Source organism: Paraburkholderia terricola, assembly GCF_003330825.1.
Classification (GTDB): Bacteria; Pseudomonadota; Gammaproteobacteria; order Burkholderiales; family Burkholderiaceae; genus Paraburkholderia; species Paraburkholderia terricola.
Genome location: NZ_CP024941.1, coordinates 2,302,553 through 2,320,358 on the forward strand (window position 1 = coordinate 2,302,553; position 17,806 = coordinate 2,320,358).

Genomic DNA, 17,806 nt, shown 5'->3' on the forward strand with positions numbered 1-17,806 from the left:
CCGAATCCGTTTCATACCTTCCGTCCCTCGCGATCAGTCGTGCCTCGAGCTGGGCGTTGCGCCATTCGCCCCTCGTGCTTGCCGCGAGCTATCTGCTGTTGTGCGCGCTCGCCACGCTCGAGCCGTCGTGGCTCGCGCGCGCCGATCCGCTCGCGGCCGATCCGCTCGCCGCGCAACTCGGCAGCAGCGGCGAACACTGGCTGGGCACCGATCAGCTTGGACGCGACATTTTCTCGAGAGTCATTCACGGCGCGCGTTACTCGCTGAGCATCAGCGCCGCGGCCATCGTCATTGCGGCGCTGTTCGGCACCGTCGCGGGCCTGATCGCGGGTCTCGCGCGCGGCTGGCTCGACGAACTGATCACCCGCCTGCTCGACGTCGTCTCGTCGTTCCCGGACCTGCTGCTCGCCTTGATGCTCATTTCGTTCACCGGACCCGGCACGTTCAACCTCATCGTCGCGCTCGGCGTCGCGTCGATTCCGCGCTTCGCGCGTGTCGTACGCAGCCAGACCTTCGTGGTGATGGAGTCCGGCTATGTCGAACAGGCGCGCACCTTCGGCCTGACATTCCCGGTGCTGGTCTGGCGCCACGTCCTCCCGCATGCCGTCGCCCAGGTGCCGATTCTCGCCACCGCCGGACTCGGCGGCGCGATCATCGGCACGGCCGGTCTGAGCTTTCTCGGCATGGGCCCGCAGCCGCCCACGGCCGAATGGGGCTTGATGCTCGCCGAAGGCCGCAACTATCTCTACAACGCCTGGTGGATTGCCGTATGGCCGGGTATCGCCATCACGCTGACGGTCATGTCGGTGAGCGCGCTCGGCCGCTACTGGCAGGCCCGCTTCGAAGGACGGGAGTATTCATGAAACCCGCTTTCGAGCCGGGCATCGCGGCGGCGTCGCACGATGCGCCCATCGTGCGGGTCAGGAACCTCACTATCGGATTTCGCACGCGCAGCGAAGTCAAAACCGTCGTGTCCCATCTCGATCTGACGATACGGGCCGGCGAATGCGTCGCGCTGGTCGGCGAATCGGGCTCGGGCAAGTCCGTTACCGCGCGTGCCCTGATCGGCCTGAACGGCGCGCGCGCCGAACTGAGCGCGGAGCGCTTCGACATCGCGAGCCGCGACGCGCGCCGCCTGAGCGAGCGCGAATGGCGCCGCATCCGCGGCCGCGAGATCGGCTATGTGCTGCAGGACGCGCTGATCTCGCTGGACCCGCTTTGCCGGGTTCGAAGCCTGCTCGCCGAAGCGCTCGGCGCGCAGACCAAACTGCGGCGCAGTGAAATCGACGCGCGCAGCATCGAGATCCTGCAATCGGTGGGTATTCCCGACGCCGCGCGCCGTTTGACGCACTATCCGCATCAGCTTTCCGGCGGACTGCGCCAGCGCGTGCTGATCGGCACGGCCATCGCCGGACGCCCGGCGCTGCTGATTGCGGACGAGCCCACGACCGCGCTCGACATGACGGTTCAAAAGCAGATTCTCGAACTGCTGCATCAGCGCCGTGCAGCGGGCGACGCACTGCTGCTGATCAGCCATGATCTGGCGCTCGTCGGCCAGTTGGCCGATCGCGTGCTGGTGATGAAAGCGGGTCGCGTGGTGGAGGAAGGCCCCGCGCATGAGGTGCTTGCCGCGCCCAATCATCCCTATACGCGCCTGTTGCTGCAAGCCGTGCCCACTGTGGAATCGCGCGGTTATCGTCTCGCAGCGGCGGAGCCGGCGCGCGACGACGGCACCTTGCCGCGCGTACTCAGCCGCATACCGTTGCCTGAAAAACACATCGACGCGCGCTCGCACGTGCTGTCGGTCGAATCGGTTTCGAAGCGGTACGGCTCGCGTGCCGACGCTCCGCTCGCGGTGGATGACGTATCGTTCACGCTGGCGAAAGGCGAGACGCTCGGCATCGTCGGCGAATCGGGGTCCGGCAAGACGACCGTGGCGAAGATCGTCCTCGGCCTGGTGGCGCCCGACATCGGCCGGGTGCTGCTCGACGGCGAGCCGTGGAGCGCGGTGCCGGAAGCGAGGCGCAGGAGCCGACGTCCCGGTCTTCAGCTCATCGCGCAGGACCCGTACAGTTCGTTCGATCCGCGCTACACGGTCGGCCAGATCATCGCCGAGAGCCTCGATGCCGCCAACGTTCGCGGCGCCGAACGGCGCCGGCGGGTATTACAGGCACTCGACGAGGTGAAGCTCGGCGCCGCCTGCATCGACCGTTACCCGCGCGAGCTGTCTGGCGGACAGCGTCAACGCGTCGCGATCGCGCGTGCGTTCGCTCCGAATCCGGCGCTGCTCGTCGCCGACGAGCCCGTCAGCGCGCTCGATGTCTCGATCCAGGCGCAGGTGCTCGATCTGCTCGCCGAACTCCAGGCCGAGCACGGAACCTCGATGCTGTTCATCTCGCACGATCTGGCCGTCGTCCATCATGTGTCCGACCGCATCATCGTGATGAAGAGCGGTCGGGTCGTGGAGAGCGGCCCCGTCGCAACGGTGTTCTCCGCGCCTGCGCACCCTTATACCCGCACGTTGCTGGACGCGTTGCCCGAGTTGCCGGAATTCGATGCGTGCTATCGCCGCTATGGATCAGGCGAGCGTGACGAGCAGCGCTAACGTGCCGTATCTCTCTCTTGAACACCGCGACGGCAGACTCATTGGCGTCATGCCGTCGCGGCTTCCCGTCAGAACTTCACGCGCAAGCCCGACAACACCGCGACCTGACGGTTCGTCGACGAGGCGGTGCCGGCATCGGCAATCGCCGCGATCGTGCGGTAGCCCGAGCCGACCCGCGTCGACGCGTCGCCGACCGCAAGCTGATACACGCCGGACAGATACACGTCGGTGCGCTTCGACAGTGCATAGTCGACACCCAGCGTGAACTGATGCCAGCGCGGCTTCAGATTCGCGCCATTGGTTCCCGGCAGGTTGGTCGCGCGGCCGTCCGTATAGGTGTAGACGCCGATCAGCGTCAGCGCGGGCGTGAACAGGTAGCGCGCATTCAGATCGTAGTTGTTGAACTTGCGCGACGAGCCGTCGTTGTAGTCGAGCTGCGTATGGCTCCATGCGAAACCGACCGTTGCGCGGCCGAATGCGTAGTTGGTGCCCGCCACGGCGATCTGCTGGCGCAGCACGCCGCCGTTCAGTCCGTAGAAAAACGCGCCGCTGTAGTCGTCGCCGGTGGTGGTCGATGCGCCGCCGACCGCACCACTCGTGTTCGACGTCGTATCCGGATGATTCAGCACCACGTAGCCGCCGCCGATCGACAACGGTCCGTTCACGTAGTTCGCCGAGATGCCCCACGCGCGGTTGTTGCCGAAGCCTGTTCCGCTGCCGCCGTTCGCCTGGTTGCTGAACGCATACAGGCCGTCCACCGTGAATCCGGCAATCGTGTCGCTGCGGAACTTGACTGCGTTATTGACGCGGAAAGTCTGGTTCAGGTTGTCGTTATCGCCGACGTGTGTCGACGGCGACCAGAAACCGGAGCCCGCGTATTGCGCCGCGAGATCAGCGAGCGGTTCATACTGGCGTCCGAACGTCAGCGTGCCGATGCCCGTTTTCTGGACGCCGACAAATGCCTGCCGTCCGAACTCACGACCGCCCTGGCCCAGCGTGCCGTCGTTGGGACGGAAACCGCCCTCGATGGTGAAGACGGCTTTCCATCCGTCGCCCAGGTCCTCGCTGCCTTTGAGACCCCATCGGCTGCCGCTCAACTTGCCGCTCGTCTGCTGGAAGTTGCTCGCGCCCTTCTGGTTGTTCGTATAGGTAATGCCCGCATCCACGAGCCCGTACAACGTGACCGAGCTTTGCGCCTGAGCGGCGAGTGGTGCAATTGCAAACAGGCCTGCGGCGCTGGCGAGAGCGACTCGTTTCATCGTTACCCCTTGTTGTCGTGTTAAACGTCATCGATTGAAAGGGGTCCAATTTTAGGTTGACGAAAGACGGGGTAGAAACATCGAAATCGGGTTTGCTACGGATTGCTCCGCGCATTTGAAATTCGGCGAGGGCTGGAAATGCATTTCCTCGGCGGCGGTAGTTCGACTTGTATGTGAGTGCGGAGCAGCGGACGACACGTGGCGTATAAGGCGGAATTTCCCCGCATACTCGCAAAAGGTGTCTTACCCAATACCAGTCTTTCGGCGTCTGGCGGCACGCTTGACGAGAACATCGAAGCGCCACCCTGGCCATCTTCGCATCGCACAGAAGCCCGCGCCGGGTGCGAATCGTCACTGCCTTGATCGCTCGCGACAGCGGCGACTGCTCGATGTGCAGCCGTTCAGCGGAGCTGAGCGAAGTGGAGTTCTTCAGCCACGACAAGGAAGCAACGAAGGTCGCGCAGTTCCATCCGATTTCATCCCACCGACACGGGAAAGCCGTGATGTCTGGCAGACCACGCCACCAGAAGTGTCGCCAGCAACAACATTAGCAGCGCAGGAGAGAAAGCCCCCACACCGAGACGATCCAGCAGCACGCCACCAACGATGCCCCCACCGGCAATCGCCGTGTTCCAGGCAGTGACCAGCATGGACTGCGCGACATCAGCAGCATCGCCCGCCGTCTTGGCAAGTGCGGTCTGAAACAAGGTCGCAGCGCCGCCGAAAGCCAGTCCCCAGGCACCCACTGCCGCATAGACGGCGATGGGCTCGGTGCCTGCCATGCCCAGCACCAACGCCGAAAGTCCGAACAAGACCGTGCTCGCCAGCGTCAGTGCGCGCAGGTACTGGTCGATCAGCACGCCGATGATCCAGACACCCAGCAGCGATGTGATGCCGAAAACCAGCAGCACCAGATCCGTGCGGTCCACCATGCCGGCCATCACCAGAAACGGGGCGATGTAGGTGTAGAGGATGTTGTGTGCGAGGACGAAGGCCAGCACCACGAACAACACCGGGCGAATACCCGGCAGGGTGAACACATGCCGCAACGAAAGGCGTTTGCCCACGGCCTGCCCCGCGAAGTCCGGTACTTTCAGGCGCACCCAGACCATCAGCATCAGCGCCAGCAGGCTCACGATGCCAAAGCACATGCGCCACCCCATCAGATCGCCAAGGAAGGTGCCGGCAGGCACGCCCAGCGAAAGCGCCAGCGGCGTGCCCACCATGGCGATCGCGATGGCGCGGCCTTGCTGGTGCTCGGGCACCATGCGCGCGGCATAGCCGGCCAGCAGCGCCCACAACAAACCCGCCGAGACGCCCGCCAGGAAGCGCGCCACCATGGTCAGCGCATAGCTGGTGGAAAGCGTCGTCACTGTGTTGGCGATGGCGAAGCCGGCAATGGCGGCCAGCAGCAACGGCCGGCGACGCATCCCTTGTGTGGCGGCGATCAGCGGAATCGCGGCCACCAGGGAGCCGATGGCATAGATGGTGACGGTCTGGCCGACCCATGCCTCGGAGACGGCCAGTCCCCGCGCCATCTGGGGCAGCAAGCCGGCCGGCAGCGCTTCGGTCAGGATGGTGATGAAAGCCGCCATGGCAAGCGCCAGCAGCGATGCGAGAGGCATGCGGTCCTGAGTTGCCGAAGTCATCGCGCACCCTCCAAGGCACCGTAGACCGCATCGCGCAGATCGGTGACGAAACGACCCGACATGCCTTCGTACAACGTGTTGGTCAAGGCGACGACGCTGAGTCCCCGCACCCGATCCACGAACCAGGCATGGCCGTAGGCACCGCCCCAACGCCAAGTGCCTTCCGACTCGGGCGAAGCTGCCAACGCCTGGTCGCGCAAGACCGAGAACCCCAGCCCGAAGCCGAAGCCCGGCGCATTGGGCAGTTCCTGACCGCCCGTCTGATCGCGCGCCATCTCCGCGATCAATTCGTTGGGCAGGAGCGCACCGCAACCCTGGCGCAAGGCTTCCAGCAGGCGCAGGAAGTCTTCGGCTGTTCCCGCCATGCCCGCGCCACCCGAAGGAAATGCCTGCGGATCGAAGATGCGCGCAGGGCTGTAGGGGATGCCGACCGCCCCCTCGAAGGGCGAAACGATTTCGCCTTCCGCCAGCGGGTGCGGCTGAGGCGTGTCATTCACATAGGCGGTCGCCACGCGCTGCGCATCCAGCGCGACAAAGCCGGTATCCGCCATGCCCAGCGGGCCGGTCACGAGCTGGCGCACGGCTGCGTCCAGTGGCTCGCCATGCACCTGCTCGATCAAGGCGCCCAGCACGTCGGTTGCCAGCGAATAGCCCCAGGCCGTGCCCGGTTCGTACAGCAGCGGCACGGTGGCGATGCGGCGCAGGTTCTCTCCCAGACTGATACCGGACGCATCCATGCCATCCGACACGCCGGCCCGCGCATAAGGGCCGTCCGCATCAGCCTCGAAGAAGCGGTAGTCCAGCCCCGCCGTGTGGCTGAGCAATTGCCGGGTAGTGATCCGCGCAGGTCGGCCATCGGCCAGCCGTGGCCGGAACTCGGGCAACCAGCGGTCGATGCCGTCATCCAGATTGAGTCGACCTTGCGCCACCAGCACCAGCGCCGCCGTCGAGACGATCGGCTTGTTCACCGACGCCAGACGGAAGACCGCATCCACGGTCATCGTCCGACGGCTCTCGCGGTCGGCCCAGCCGGCGGCCTGGCGGTGAATCAGTTCGCCGTCGCGGGCTACCAGTACCACGGCACCGACCAGGCGCCGCCCGTCCAGTGCCTGTTGAACCGCGGCCTGAATCCGGGTGGACAGAGACGCGGGCGGGACGCCTGTGCGCAGCGGAAATGCGGCAATCGTCACGGGGACTTCCTTTCATCAATGAACATTCCCGTCACGATAGAAGGTCTTCGATTAAAGAAAAACTGGAGTACAGTTCCTTTCTTACCGGAACTATTTGTCCGCAATGGAGGTACGAGGTGGACAGCCTGAACGGCTTCGTGGTGTTCGTGCAGGTCGCCGAGACACGCAGCTTTGTCGCGGCCGGTCGGCTGCTGGGCGTATCGGCATCCGCCATCGGCAAGAGCGTGGCGCGGCTGGAAGAAAAGCTCGGCGTGCGCCTGTTCCACCGCAGCACGCGCAGCGTCACGCTGACAGCCGAGGGCACGCTGTTTTTGGAGCGCAGCCGCCGCATCCTTGCTGAAATCGAGGCGGCGGAACTGGAGCTGTCGCAGGCCACGGCTTTGCCGCGCGGTCGCTTGCGGGTCAGCTTGCCCCTGGTCAGTTCGCTGGTGCTGCCCGTGCTCGGCGAGTTCATGCGCGAGTACCCGGCCATCGAGCTGGACCTGGACTTCACCGACCGGCTGGTCGATGTGATCGAGGAAGGTTTCGACGCCGTGGTCAGAACCGGCGACCCGACGGACTCGCGCTTGTCCGCGCGCAGGCTGGGCGCCTTTCGTTCGATGCTGGTCGCCTCGCCCGACTACCTGGCGCGGCGAGGTACGCCCAAAGTGCCTGCGGATCTGCTGGAGCACACCTGCTTGCACTACCGCTTTCCCAACAGCGGCAAGCTGGAAACATGGGCGTTGCGCCGTGCTGCCGGCGAACCCGAGTTGCCATTGCCGACCTCGATGATCTGCAACAACATCGAGACGCGCGTGTGCTTTGCACTACAAGGCTTGGGGATCGCCTATCTGCCGGAATTCTCGATCAAGGAGCCGCTGGCGGATGGACGGTTGCGCACCGTTCTGGTCGATCACGTGGAACGCACCGGCGTCTTCCACGTGCTCTGGCCCGCCAGCAAGCATCCCTCTCCGAAAGTCCGGGCCTTGGTCGATTTCCTGTGTGCTCGGGTATTTCCGTCCGCCCGGCTGTATCCGTAGTCGCCCCGCGAGGCGTCCGACGTCTGAGCGTCCCGAAAGAACCAGGCGCCGGCTTGCAGCAGCCGGTCGTCGATGAAGCGTACGTGGCCAATCAGCCGGTCCGCTTCCGGCAACGCGTGGACACCGTCCACGACGAAGCCGACGAAGCGGTCGCGCTCGCTGCGCACGCGATCCATGGCCGCCTGGCCGTCTACCCGCACCCCTCGACGCGGACGCCAAATGCGTCGGCGTGGCTCGCGGCATGCGCGGCTTCCGCCGCCGCGATCAGCAGCTTCGACGGCATGCACCCCACTCTTGCACACGTCGTGCCGTATTCACCGCCTTCGATGATCACGGCCGTGCGGCCTTCGGCTTTGGCGCTGCGGTAGGCCGACAGCCCGGCCGTGCCTGCGCCGATAACGGCGACGTCCGTACGAATGGTGCGCATAGCGATCTCTCCTGTCGAGGCTGTGTGCGGGAACTACGGGTTAGTTGACTGCCGGGAAGTCGAGCGTCGTGTCGTTCACGCGATTCACGAGATTCGTGAACGTAATCGACGCGATGGCGAGGTTGATTTCGATGATCTGGCGGTCGGTGTAACCCGCCGCGCGCACCGCATCGATGACTGCTTCGGGCACCGTGCCGCGCGTACCGACCAGCGTACGCACATACGTCACCAGCGCGTCCCGCTTCGCGTCGCCCGTTGCAACGCCGGCACGCACCTGCTTCATGTCATCGCCCGACAGCCCGGCGAGCTTGCCCATCAACGTATGCGCGGCGACACAGTAGTCACAGCCCACGTGTTCGCTGACGGCCAGCTTGATCACTTCGATGTCCGCCTTGCCAAGCGTGCTGGCAGCCACCGCTGCGTCGAACGCGAGCGCCGCGCCGAGCGCTTCGGGGCTGTGCGTGCCGACGGTCGCGTACGCATTGGGTACCTTGCCGACGGCCTTCTTGATCTTCGCGAACACTTCAGCGGCCGCGCCGGTTGCTTCTTCAGGGCGAATGGTGGTCAGACGGGACATGATCGACTCCTTCCTTCAGGGTTGAGGGTTGAACTGCTTAGCCATGTCGTATGGCATGGGAGTCAGTGTAGGGATCTGCGGCGAGTTCTTTAATGCCATACTTCCGCAACTTCATGCTCAAACGTCTCATATGGAACTGCTGGACCGACTGCTCTCGCTGATGCCGGTCACCGGACGGCTGGATGTGCGGTGCCACTTCGGCTCGCCGTGGCGCATCGACCATCCCGAGTCGAACGAGTGGGAATTCCCCTATCACGTGCTGTTGCGCGGCGAGGCTGTCGTCGAAAGCGACACAGGAGAGAACAGCGAACCGGCGCTTCGCATGAAAGCCGGCGATATCGTGCTGTTTCCCTCCGGCAGCGCTCACAGCTTGCACGACGGCAGCGGCAAGCCCCCCCGGGCGGCACGCGAGCGGCACAAGGACGGATTGACCATTGCCACGAACGGCAACGCACGCGGAGGCGCCGATGTGTTGTGCGGGCGCTTCGTGCTGCCGGCCGTGCCGCAGCAACTGATGCGCGACCATCTGCCGGGACGTTTGCTGGTGAGCAGCGTGAGCGAGGGCGACGGACAGGCGCGCGACGCCGCGTTTGCAGCAACGCGGCTTGCCCGACTCATTGAATTGATGCGCGAGGAAGCGTTCGAGCAACGCCCGGGCAGCGCGACGGTCGTGAATCAGCTTTCGGGCGCGCTGTTTGCGCTGACCCTGCGCTGCGCTTCCGATACCGATCAAGCGCCGCGCGGCCTGCTTGCGCTTGCGCAGCGTCAGCGCCTGCAACCGGCTCTCGCCGCCATGTTCGACGAACCCGGGAAGCCGTGGACTTTGCCGAAGCTGGCTGAACTCTGTCACATGTCGCGCGCCACGTTCGCACGCCACTTCGAAGAAGCCATCAACCGCTCGGCGAGCGACGTGCTCACCGAAATTCGCATGGCGCTGGCTGGGCGCAAACTGGCGCAAACGGGGATGTCTGTCGCCGAGATTGGCGAAGCGGTGGGATATCAATCGGAAGCCGCGTTTCAGCGGGTGTTCAAACGGCAGGTAGGCATGACGCCAGCGAAGTGGCGCGCCCGTTCCTCGAAAACCCGAGCATTCGACGATGGTTTCGTTTGAGGAGCCGCCATTGCGATGGGCGAAGGCGCCTCACCCCGCCGTGTCGCCCGCGGCATCGAAAGTAGTCGTGTCTTCTTTTTGTTCGGTACACTTATTAGACTATTAGATGTTCTCAGGAGGAAAATGTGCCGCACGAGGAGGCGCCATCGTTGCACTCGGAACAGGACTTTGCCTCGCGCAAGATAGTCCCGGCGGAGCCTCGGCCGCAGGCATCCTCCGAGGGCAGCGTGCCATTGGACGGCGGCTGCGCAGACCTGCTTGACCTATCGCGTCAGCAGCGCAACCTGCTACTCCTGCGCCCCATCTTCCAACTCGAGCGCTACAAGACGATGCTTGGTGACGAAGGCGGGACGGACAGGACACTGTTCGACGGCATCGACACCCACTACCTTGCGTTGTCCGCCCTTGACCTGATGATGGAAGCGACGACAGTCTCCAGCGGTAGCACCTCGATCGAGGTTGTGATTCACCTAGGGTACGTCGCCGGTCGCATGAAGCCTGGCCTCACGTCGTCTCAAGCGCGCCGCATCGCGGAAGTGGTCCTCGACACGCTCGACAACAAGGCCAACAACCATAGGGAGTTCACAGCGGAGTTCTTCGACGCATCTACAGGCACGACCAGGTCGGCCCGATACAGACTGGTCCGCTTCGAACCAGATGCTGACGACGTCTACCGCTACCGTCCCACCGCCGAAGGCTACCTCGTCTACCTGGGGATGCTCGACCTCGCGCCGGAGGACTCGCAAGAACTGATGGAGAAGATGCTCGACCTGCTCGTGCGCCGCGGCCGGTTCGAAGCAGCGGTCGAGATTGCCCGGCGAGCCCGGAAGTACTCCATCGAGTACCGCCAGCTGATTCGTGACCGGCTTTATCAAGCCTATCGAGCGCCAGGCAGCGTCAACTGGAGCCGCGACATGGCCGGGCGGCTCGACGAGGCGCGGACGCATGTTCGTCAGCGCCAGGCAGAAGACGCCCGAATGGAGGAAGCCGTTGGCGAGGCCCTGCTTGGCGCCGATGAGCCGAGGACGCGCGAGAGCCTCGTACAGCTGAAGGAGACGATTCGTAGCGCCAGCCTCATCCGACTACAGCTTGTCACTGATATCAACGTAGCGCCCGAGCGTTTCATCGAGGCGCAGCGCGCGGTCTTCCGTGCACGCAAGCCCACCGGTCTCCCAAACCTTGAGCCGCAACTCCTTCCCCAGCTCGTCAACCTTCCGACCCGAGTACTTTCGGCAGAGGCGGACGTCTTCATCAGTGCGCTATACCCGCCGGTGTGGCCGAGGGTGTACGACCTGAACGCGGTGTTCGCCCTGCTATTAGAGCGGCGTGGGGAAGATGCGGAGGTCGAGACCGACCCAGGCTCGATTGAGAAGCTCGAACCCCTGCCCGACCAGTTTTCGAAGGAACTCGTACAGCGCGCCAACGACTGGCTGGCCGGCAAGTTCTCCACCGGCCAACGGCTGCGCATCGACCAGTTGCTGGATGCCGCCGAGGACGAAGGCCTGGACCGGACGATGCGGCGGTGCCTCGTTCTCATCCTGTTCCGCTCGTTCGCTCGGTCTGACAGCGAGTTCCGGAACGTGAGCGCCGAACTCACGGGAGACACCTTCCATCTCGACATCGCTCAGGGCAGCGCGCTCGATTTCGTTCCCCAAGGAGAGTCAGAATGAATGCAGAACCTACCGTGCGCAACGCCGCGCGACTGACCTACAAGGCGCTGCACACGACGTTGTCACCCATCAATGACTCGGAGTACCGCGAACTGCTTGCCCTGTGCAGGGCCGACCCGGCATTCAGACGATACGTCGAGGATGTCGCGGCCGGCATGGAACTGCAGATTCTCGACTTGAGCGAGCAGCGAGGGCTCATCGTAGTTCCGGCCTCCAAGGACAGCCGCTTCGCAGTGCGTCTCACGGATATCCGCAGCGGCATGACTCCGGACCAGAAGGCCGCGCTCGTACTTGCGCACATCGCCATCTCCGCGGTCTTCTTCCCAACGACCGATGGGCTGGACGACGACAACTACTCCCCGCCTCCGGCGTCGGTGGCCACCTGCCGCGACACGCTCTACGCACTGGCGTGGCGTCTGAAGGAGACATCTGACATCCCGCCGGACGTGCCACCTGAGCTCGCTCCTGGCTGGGAGGCGATTTCAGCACTGCCAGTAGCCATCCCGTCCGGTCAGCGAGCGTCGCACGCCTCGGTCGTCGGCGTCGTCAAGATTGCGCTGAACCAGATGGCGCAGAGCGGCCTTGTTCGGCTTGACCGCGACGCGGAAGACGAGACGGCTGCGACCTACACGCCCACCTTCCGGCTGCGTGTGCAGCTGCGAGAACTCGCGTTGCGGCGGCTCTACGAGATGGCGCAGCTGGCTACGACCGAGCGCAAGGCAGCGTGACCATGCAGAAGATTTCCCGCATCCATCTAGGCAACTGTGGCTACCGCACCGCATGGTACGAAGGGATGACCTTTGAGCTAACCGACCCCGACAGCGGCCAACCCATCGACACGCTCATCAACCTGGAGAATGGCGGCGGCAAGACCACGCTCATCGGGCTTGTGTTCTCGTGCTTCGAGACAGCTCAAGAAAGGTTTCTCAAGCACATTCAGAGCAAGCACAACACGTTCTCCCAGTACTTCACTCACGATGGCGCGCCTGGTTTCGTCATCGTCGAATGGCTCATGCCCTCCAGAACGGCAGGAGGCAAGCCCTACCGTCTGGTGACCGGTCAGGCGGTCGCGGTAAGGTCGCACACCGAGCCGCCGGAAGTCGACCGCATGTTCTTCTCATTCGAGGAGCACGCCGACCTTGGCCTGGTGGACATCCCCGCCCCTGGTCTGGCGCAACCCACGCCGTCGTCCATGCAGGAGTTTTCTCGCTGGCTACACGCGCAGCAGAAAAAGTACCCGGGTGACGTTTTCATCTGCCACAACCGCCAAGCGGAATGGCAGCGGCATCTGAAAGACGAGCGTCTCATTGACCTGGACATGCTGCGTATGCAGGTCAACTTCTCGGCCCAGGAAGGCGGTTTCGACACGGGCTTCCTCGACTTCAAGACGGAAGGCGAGTTTCTGCGCAAGTTCCTGCACCTGACCAGCGACACAACGAAGGCCGACGAGGCGCGCAAGCTGGTAGTTGCGGTATGCGAGAAGCATCGCCGCAAGCCTCAGTTCCAGAAGCGTCGTGACGAGCTGACCAAGTTCCGAGCGTCGCTGAACGCTTTCGCCGAGGCTGCGCATCTGTACCTTGAGACGCTTGCCGCGCAGCGCTCGATGCTGATTCGGGGCGCGCAGATGGTCCTGGCTCTGCAGGCCCGGGCCGTCTCCTTGTGCCTTGACCACGACCGCGAAGTGGAGTTTGAGCGGACCCAGCGAGGACTGGCCTCGGTTGCACTCGGGGACTCAACGTCGTGCATAAGGGAGCAGGCGACGCTCGCCTGGGCCTGGCACCAGAAGCGCAGCGCACTGGCGAAGGCGCGCAAGGAGGCGGCCGATGGCCAGGTGAAGCACCTGGAGCGGGACGAACGGTTCATTCGAGCCGCGCGGCTGCAAAAGGATATCGTCGGCGTCGACGAAGAGCTTAAGGAACTTGACGCGCTGGCCGAAGCCGAGCGCTCGAATCTCGAACCGACGAAGGATCACGTCGAGATTCAAGGGGCGCTGCTGCGCCGAGCGCTGTTCAACGAAGAGCAGCGACTGAAGGTAGCGCTCCAGGTGCTCGATGAGCGAGCTACCGCGCGGGAGGAAGAACGAACGGCCCTTCGCAAGCAACGAACTCAAGCCGAAGCTGACGAGCTCTGCCAGGTAGGGGAGCGTTCGAAGCTTCAAGCGGCCGAGGAGTCCTACACGCGACGTAGGCAAGCGCTCGAAGTGGATAGGACCTTTCTCGAACCCGACGAGACAACCGCGAAGGCGCTTGAACGACTGAATATCGAAGCTGCAACCGCGGCTTCCGAGCGCGACCTGCATCGAGCATCGCAGCAACGCTGCGCCAGGGAGGCGCGAGAGCATCGACAGGCCGCCGCGGCGGAGAACGTCCGCGCAGCCGGGTTGGCCAGCAAGGCACGGGCACTCGGCGAGTTCATCGCACGGGGGGAAGCCGAGATCGAGCGCCTGGCACAGTTACCTGCTCTTCTGAATGCCGTCGAATCCGACCGCGTCGACCCGTTGTCCGCAGCCTTGCCCGCCCGGCTGCGCGAGGTCGTCTCGGAGTCGGCAAGACAAACGTCTCTGGGAGACGTTCGCCTAGCGGAGCTGCGCGCCACCAAGCAGGCTATTGATGAGACCGGGGTTGCAGGCTACAGCATCGACGTTGCACTCGTCGTCGAGACACTTTTACAGGCAGGCGTACGCTCCGCCAAAGCCTATAACGAGTACATCTCACGCGCCCTGCCGGATGCGTCCGAGGCGCGGGCGCTCGTCGCCGGCGACCCCGCCCGCTTCCTCGGCGTCTCCGTGGCGTCCACGGAACTTGATAAGGCCAAGGCCGTCTCCTGGGAGGCGCGCCGGCCTACGCGTCCTGTGGTGGTATCAGCGGCGACCCTTGAGCCCGCAGAGCAACTGGCGCAGCGTGTGGTGGTCCCGGCTGCGGATGATTCGGCCTTTAACGTCGAGGCTGCCGCCAAGCTAGGCCTGAACCTCGAACTCCGCGTCGCCGACGAAGATAAACGGCGGTCCGCGTATCGGGAGCGCCACGACCAAACGCTGAAGGCAGTTCACGAACTGGATACCTATGTGAAGGAATTCGGTGACGGAAAACTCGGACAGGCGCGAGCCGACAAGGTAGCGCTCGAGGAAGACGTTGCCACGGCGACAGCACGCGCGGAGTCCCTCGAATCGCTGGGGCTGGAGCTGGATGAGGCGGCTCAAGGGTTGGATCTGCGAGTCCAGGCAGCCGAAGCGAGACGCCAGGCTGCACTGCTGTCTTCCGCAGCGGTCGGCACGTTTCATAGCGAACACGAAGCCGGCCACGCGGAGCGCGTCCGTCGACTGGCGGACTTAGCGCAAGGTATCACCACGGCACAGGAGAGAAAGTCCGCAGCCGACGAGGGCCTTGAGAGGCTGCAGGGCGAGCACGACCACGGCCAGGGCTTGCGTGTGAGCACTGACCATGAACTCAAGCTCGCGGGCGAAGAGCGAGCGAGCGTTGCCCACTACGACAGGGACTATCCAGCTCACGAACAGCTGCTGCAGAACCCACGGCCGTTGGACACGCTGCGTCGCATCTACCGCGATGCAGAAGCGGCCTACCTGGCCGAGGAAAAGGAACGATTGGGACTCCTGGCGCACAAGCTGGACGATGCGCGCAAACGCCGGGGGGACAAAGCCAGGGAGTTCACCCGTGAGTTCAAGGGTGTTCAAATGGCGGACCTCCGGCCTTTCCTGGACGTGGACCATGAAGAAGCGCTGGCGAGCATCGCAACTGCGCTAGAGGAGGCCAAACCAGAGCAGGTGAACGCCGCTTCGAATCTGCAGGTCGTGAACGGCGAATCGAAGAAGTGGTTCGATTTGAACAAAACGAACCTCGGCCCCGCTATACCCGCTCACGAGGCTTTGGACCTGGATGCCCTAGCCGCGCTCATGGCGGAAGCGGAGAACCGCGTGACCGCGGCGCTGGAACGGATGCGTGCGGCCAACGAAGCCGCGAACCAGGCGGCGGAACGCGCCAGTCGGAAGCACGCGGCAGCGGAGGCCGACGGAAAGCTTGAGGCGCTCCTGCGCAGCAGCGTGGGATTCGAAGACAAGCCCGACCCAATTCTCATCGCAGCGGAAATCGGCGCCCAGGTGGGAATGGCCCTTGAGGTGCCGGACCCCAACAGCCTGGTTCTCGAAGCCGACGCTAGCAACCGGGTCAACGCGCTGTTAAAGGACTATACGGGGAAGAACCAAAGCGTCGGCAAACTGCAGAGCAAGGCCCGCACTGCCTTCGACCTCGTCAAGGCAACGGCGTCGGAGCCGTCGTTCAGCGAGGTCGACCCCGATGTCGCGCAGCAGATGGTCGCCAACGAGTTCGGTGCCGCGTGTACGGACGCAAAGCGGCTCCTCGAACATCTGGACGACCGCATCGCGACGACCGAGGCAACGCTGCGGTCGATGCAAGCTGACTTCGATACCTGCGTCGAGGAGGTGCTCGCCGTCGTCCGCTCAGCCATTACGACGCTCAATCGCGCGACGAGCAAGGACAAGTCAGTGCCGGTGGGCGCCCCATACGTCGGCGGCAAGCAAGTTCTGAAGATGCGAGCAAACTTCGGCTCGGTGCCAGTCGAGACGCGACGCCAGACTCTTAGCGTCTACCTCGACACGTTGGTTGATACAAACGTGTTTCCTCCACGCGGCACAGACCTCATCGCCGACGCTGTGGCGCGCGTTTATGGGCGTCCGCTGGGACTGCAAGTCCTGAAAATGTCCATCGAAGAGACAGAACAGTACGTACCGGTTGAGCGGGTCTCGAACTCCGGCGGCGAAGGCGTCGTCATGGCGATGTTCCTGTACCTGGTCATCAATCAGTTGCGCGCCGAGAACCATGCGCAGGTACATCGCATCGCCGGTGGGCCGCTGATCCTCGACAACCCGTTCGCGAAGGCCACCAGCCCCAGCATGTGGCGCGCCCAACGGTTGCTGGCCGAGGCCATGAACGTCCAGTTGATATTCGCCACGGCGCTTCAGGACTTCAACGCGCTCGGCGAGTTCCAGCGGTTCATCCGCCTGCGCCGCGCCGGACAGAACAGCAAAACGAGACGCTGGCACCTCGAGTTCGCGAACCTGAAGCTCAACAACGTACCCGAGGAGTTGGTTTGAGCGAGTTCCTTGAAGCGCTGCTGTCATCGCCGCGCAAGCGTGTCCCACTCGACGAGCTGCGCCGGCACTACTTCTCGCTGTACCCAGACGTCCAGAACAGCCCGGAGCGTGGTGTGCTGCTGCTGAGGGCGCTGAAGGAGCTGGAAGCTGACGGCGCCATCTCGCTGCCGGCTACCGGAAGTTGGGAACAGACCGGCTCGCCCGCTCTTCCACTTTGGGTCACGTTGAAGAGCTCACCTCACTCCAAGGCTTCTGTGAACCATGCCGACGTGACCTGGGCGCCGCAGCTGGGGTTCTGGCCGGAGTTAAGGCCATCGCAGTTGTCAGCGCTACGGCCCATCAATGACTTCCTGCTCCGACGCCGAGGGCATTTCTCCCCGGTTCCAATCAAGGAGCGCTCCTTGGAAATCTTCGGCGACGAGAAGCGGCTCGACAACATGTGCGCCGGGGACTTCCTTTTTAGCGGGCGGCTTCCACTCTCCGTCATCGGTTGCTTCCGGGTGCCCCAGCCGCTACCGTATCGCAAGATTGACACGCCGGGCAAGCCCGTACTCGTTGTCGAAAACCACAACACGTATTGGAGCTTCGCGGAATGGAACGAGACCACGCGACGATACACGGCGGTCATCTATGGCGGGGGCGAAAATTTCAGGCTTACCGGGCGAGCGTTGCGCCAAGCGATGCATGAAACAGAAGCTTCTTCAGCGGAGTACTTCGGCGACCTGGACCCGAAGGGCTTGGCAATTCCCTTGGATTTCAACCGTTCCATCGAGCCAGGCGATCCGACCGTTTCTGCGGCGCTCCCGTTGTACCGCTGGTTGCTTGCGAACGGGGTGCGGCGTGAAAAGCCCGAATGTGCAACCTATGTAGCAGGACTGGCGGCTGCCTGGCTCGGCGCCGAACTGGCTGCAGAACTAGAAGCAGTGTGGTCTGCGGGGATGTGGCTGCCTCAGGAGGCGCTGGGCACCGAGCAACTCCATGCTGGGGCCATTGGCGTCAAGGTTTCATCCACCGGCGGCTTGGACGGCCAGGAGTAAAAGCGCATGGCTTTAACACATGCAGGACGGCACGAGCGACGTTGTCGCTCGCCTGCGATCGGATCGATGCTTGCCTCAAACTCATCATGGCGATCACGCAAACCTGTCCGCATTTTTGTGGGCGAGTCGGTTCA

General features: G+C 63.9%; 12 protein-coding genes and 2 pseudogenes. 8 read left to right on the forward strand and 6 right to left on the reverse strand.

What is annotated here, in order from left to right:
• Window positions 1-56: 56 nt before the first annotated feature.
• Entirely contained in the window at window positions 57-863 is an 807-nt protein-coding gene (locus CUJ90_RS10295) for an ABC transporter permease (protein ID WP_244219902.1), read from the forward strand.
• Window positions 860-2,605: a dipeptide ABC transporter ATP-binding protein gene (locus CUJ90_RS10300; protein WP_114162635.1), complete on the forward strand. Its 1,746-nt coding sequence runs from the start codon at window positions 860-862 to the stop codon at window positions 2,603-2,605. Before CUJ90_RS10295 ends, CUJ90_RS10300 begins: the two co-directional genes overlap by 4 nt.
• Before the next feature lie 68 nt (window positions 2,606-2,673).
• Here the strand turns inward: CUJ90_RS10300 and CUJ90_RS10305 are convergent, their stop codons facing one another.
• From CUJ90_RS10305 to CUJ90_RS10320, 4 genes and pseudogenes are all read right to left on the reverse strand, one after another.
• On the reverse strand, window positions 2,674-3,864 hold the full coding sequence (locus tag CUJ90_RS10305; RefSeq protein WP_073428011.1) for a porin: 1,191 nt from the start codon (window positions 3,862-3,864) through the stop codon (window positions 2,674-2,676).
• 358 nt (window positions 3,865-4,222) lie between these two features.
• A pseudogene (locus CUJ90_RS33210) lies at window positions 4,223-4,334 on the reverse strand (LysR family transcriptional regulator); the annotation flags it as partial.
• A 6-nt stretch (window positions 4,335-4,340) separates the two neighbouring features.
• Entirely contained in the window at window positions 4,341-5,513 is a 1,173-nt protein-coding gene (locus tag CUJ90_RS10315) for an MFS transporter (protein ID WP_114162636.1), read from the reverse strand.
• A complete protein-coding gene (locus CUJ90_RS10320; protein ID WP_114162637.1) occupies window positions 5,510-6,703 on the reverse strand; it encodes a serine hydrolase domain-containing protein in 1,194 nt (397 codons plus the stop codon). Before CUJ90_RS10320 ends, CUJ90_RS10315 begins: the two co-directional genes overlap by 4 nt.
• Before the next feature lie 116 nt (window positions 6,704-6,819).
• Between CUJ90_RS10320 and CUJ90_RS10325 the strand changes: the two genes are divergently transcribed.
• The gene (locus CUJ90_RS10325) at window positions 6,820-7,722 is read left to right on the forward strand and encodes a LysR family transcriptional regulator (RefSeq protein ID WP_073428008.1); all 903 of its coding nucleotides are present in this window, start codon (window positions 6,820-6,822) and stop codon (window positions 7,720-7,722) included.
• 53 nt (window positions 7,723-7,775) lie between these two features.
• Here CUJ90_RS10325 and CUJ90_RS10330 read toward each other — a convergent pair.
• Both CUJ90_RS10330 and CUJ90_RS10335 read right to left on the reverse strand, forming a co-directional pair.
• Window positions 7,776-8,149, reverse strand: a pseudogene (locus CUJ90_RS10330) (FAD-dependent oxidoreductase); the annotation flags it as partial.
• 40 nt (window positions 8,150-8,189) lie between these two features.
• A complete protein-coding gene (locus CUJ90_RS10335; protein ID WP_114162638.1) occupies window positions 8,190-8,726 on the reverse strand; it encodes a carboxymuconolactone decarboxylase family protein in 537 nt (178 codons plus the stop codon).
• 130 nt (window positions 8,727-8,856) lie between these two features.
• Between CUJ90_RS10335 and CUJ90_RS10340 the strand changes: the two genes are divergently transcribed.
• From CUJ90_RS10340 to CUJ90_RS10360, 5 genes are all read left to right on the forward strand, one after another.
• Window positions 8,857-9,837: a cupin domain-containing protein gene (locus CUJ90_RS10340; protein ID WP_167449653.1), complete on the forward strand. Its 981-nt coding sequence runs from the start codon at window positions 8,857-8,859 to the stop codon at window positions 9,835-9,837.
• A 125-nt stretch (window positions 9,838-9,962) separates the two neighbouring features.
• Window positions 9,963-11,507 carry a hypothetical protein gene (locus CUJ90_RS10345; RefSeq protein WP_244219903.1) on the forward strand — a complete coding sequence of 515 codons (1,545 nt, stop codon included), beginning with the start codon at window positions 9,963-9,965 and terminating at the stop codon, window positions 11,505-11,507.
• A complete protein-coding gene (locus tag CUJ90_RS10350; RefSeq protein ID WP_083083839.1) occupies window positions 11,504-12,235 on the forward strand; it encodes a hypothetical protein in 732 nt (243 codons plus the stop codon). The genes CUJ90_RS10345 and CUJ90_RS10350 overlap by 4 nt, the downstream gene beginning before the upstream one ends.
• A gap of 2 nt (window positions 12,236-12,237) precedes the next feature.
• Complete coding sequence (locus CUJ90_RS10355; protein ID WP_114162639.1) at window positions 12,238-16,635, forward strand: coiled-coil domain-containing protein; 4,398 nt, start codon at window positions 12,238-12,240, stop codon at window positions 16,633-16,635.
• On the forward strand, window positions 16,632-17,672 hold the full coding sequence (locus CUJ90_RS10360) for a Wadjet anti-phage system protein JetD domain-containing protein (protein WP_083083841.1): 1,041 nt from the start codon (window positions 16,632-16,634) through the stop codon (window positions 17,670-17,672). The genes CUJ90_RS10355 and CUJ90_RS10360 overlap by 4 nt, the downstream gene beginning before the upstream one ends.
• The last annotated feature ends 134 nt before the right edge of the window (window positions 17,673-17,806 follow it).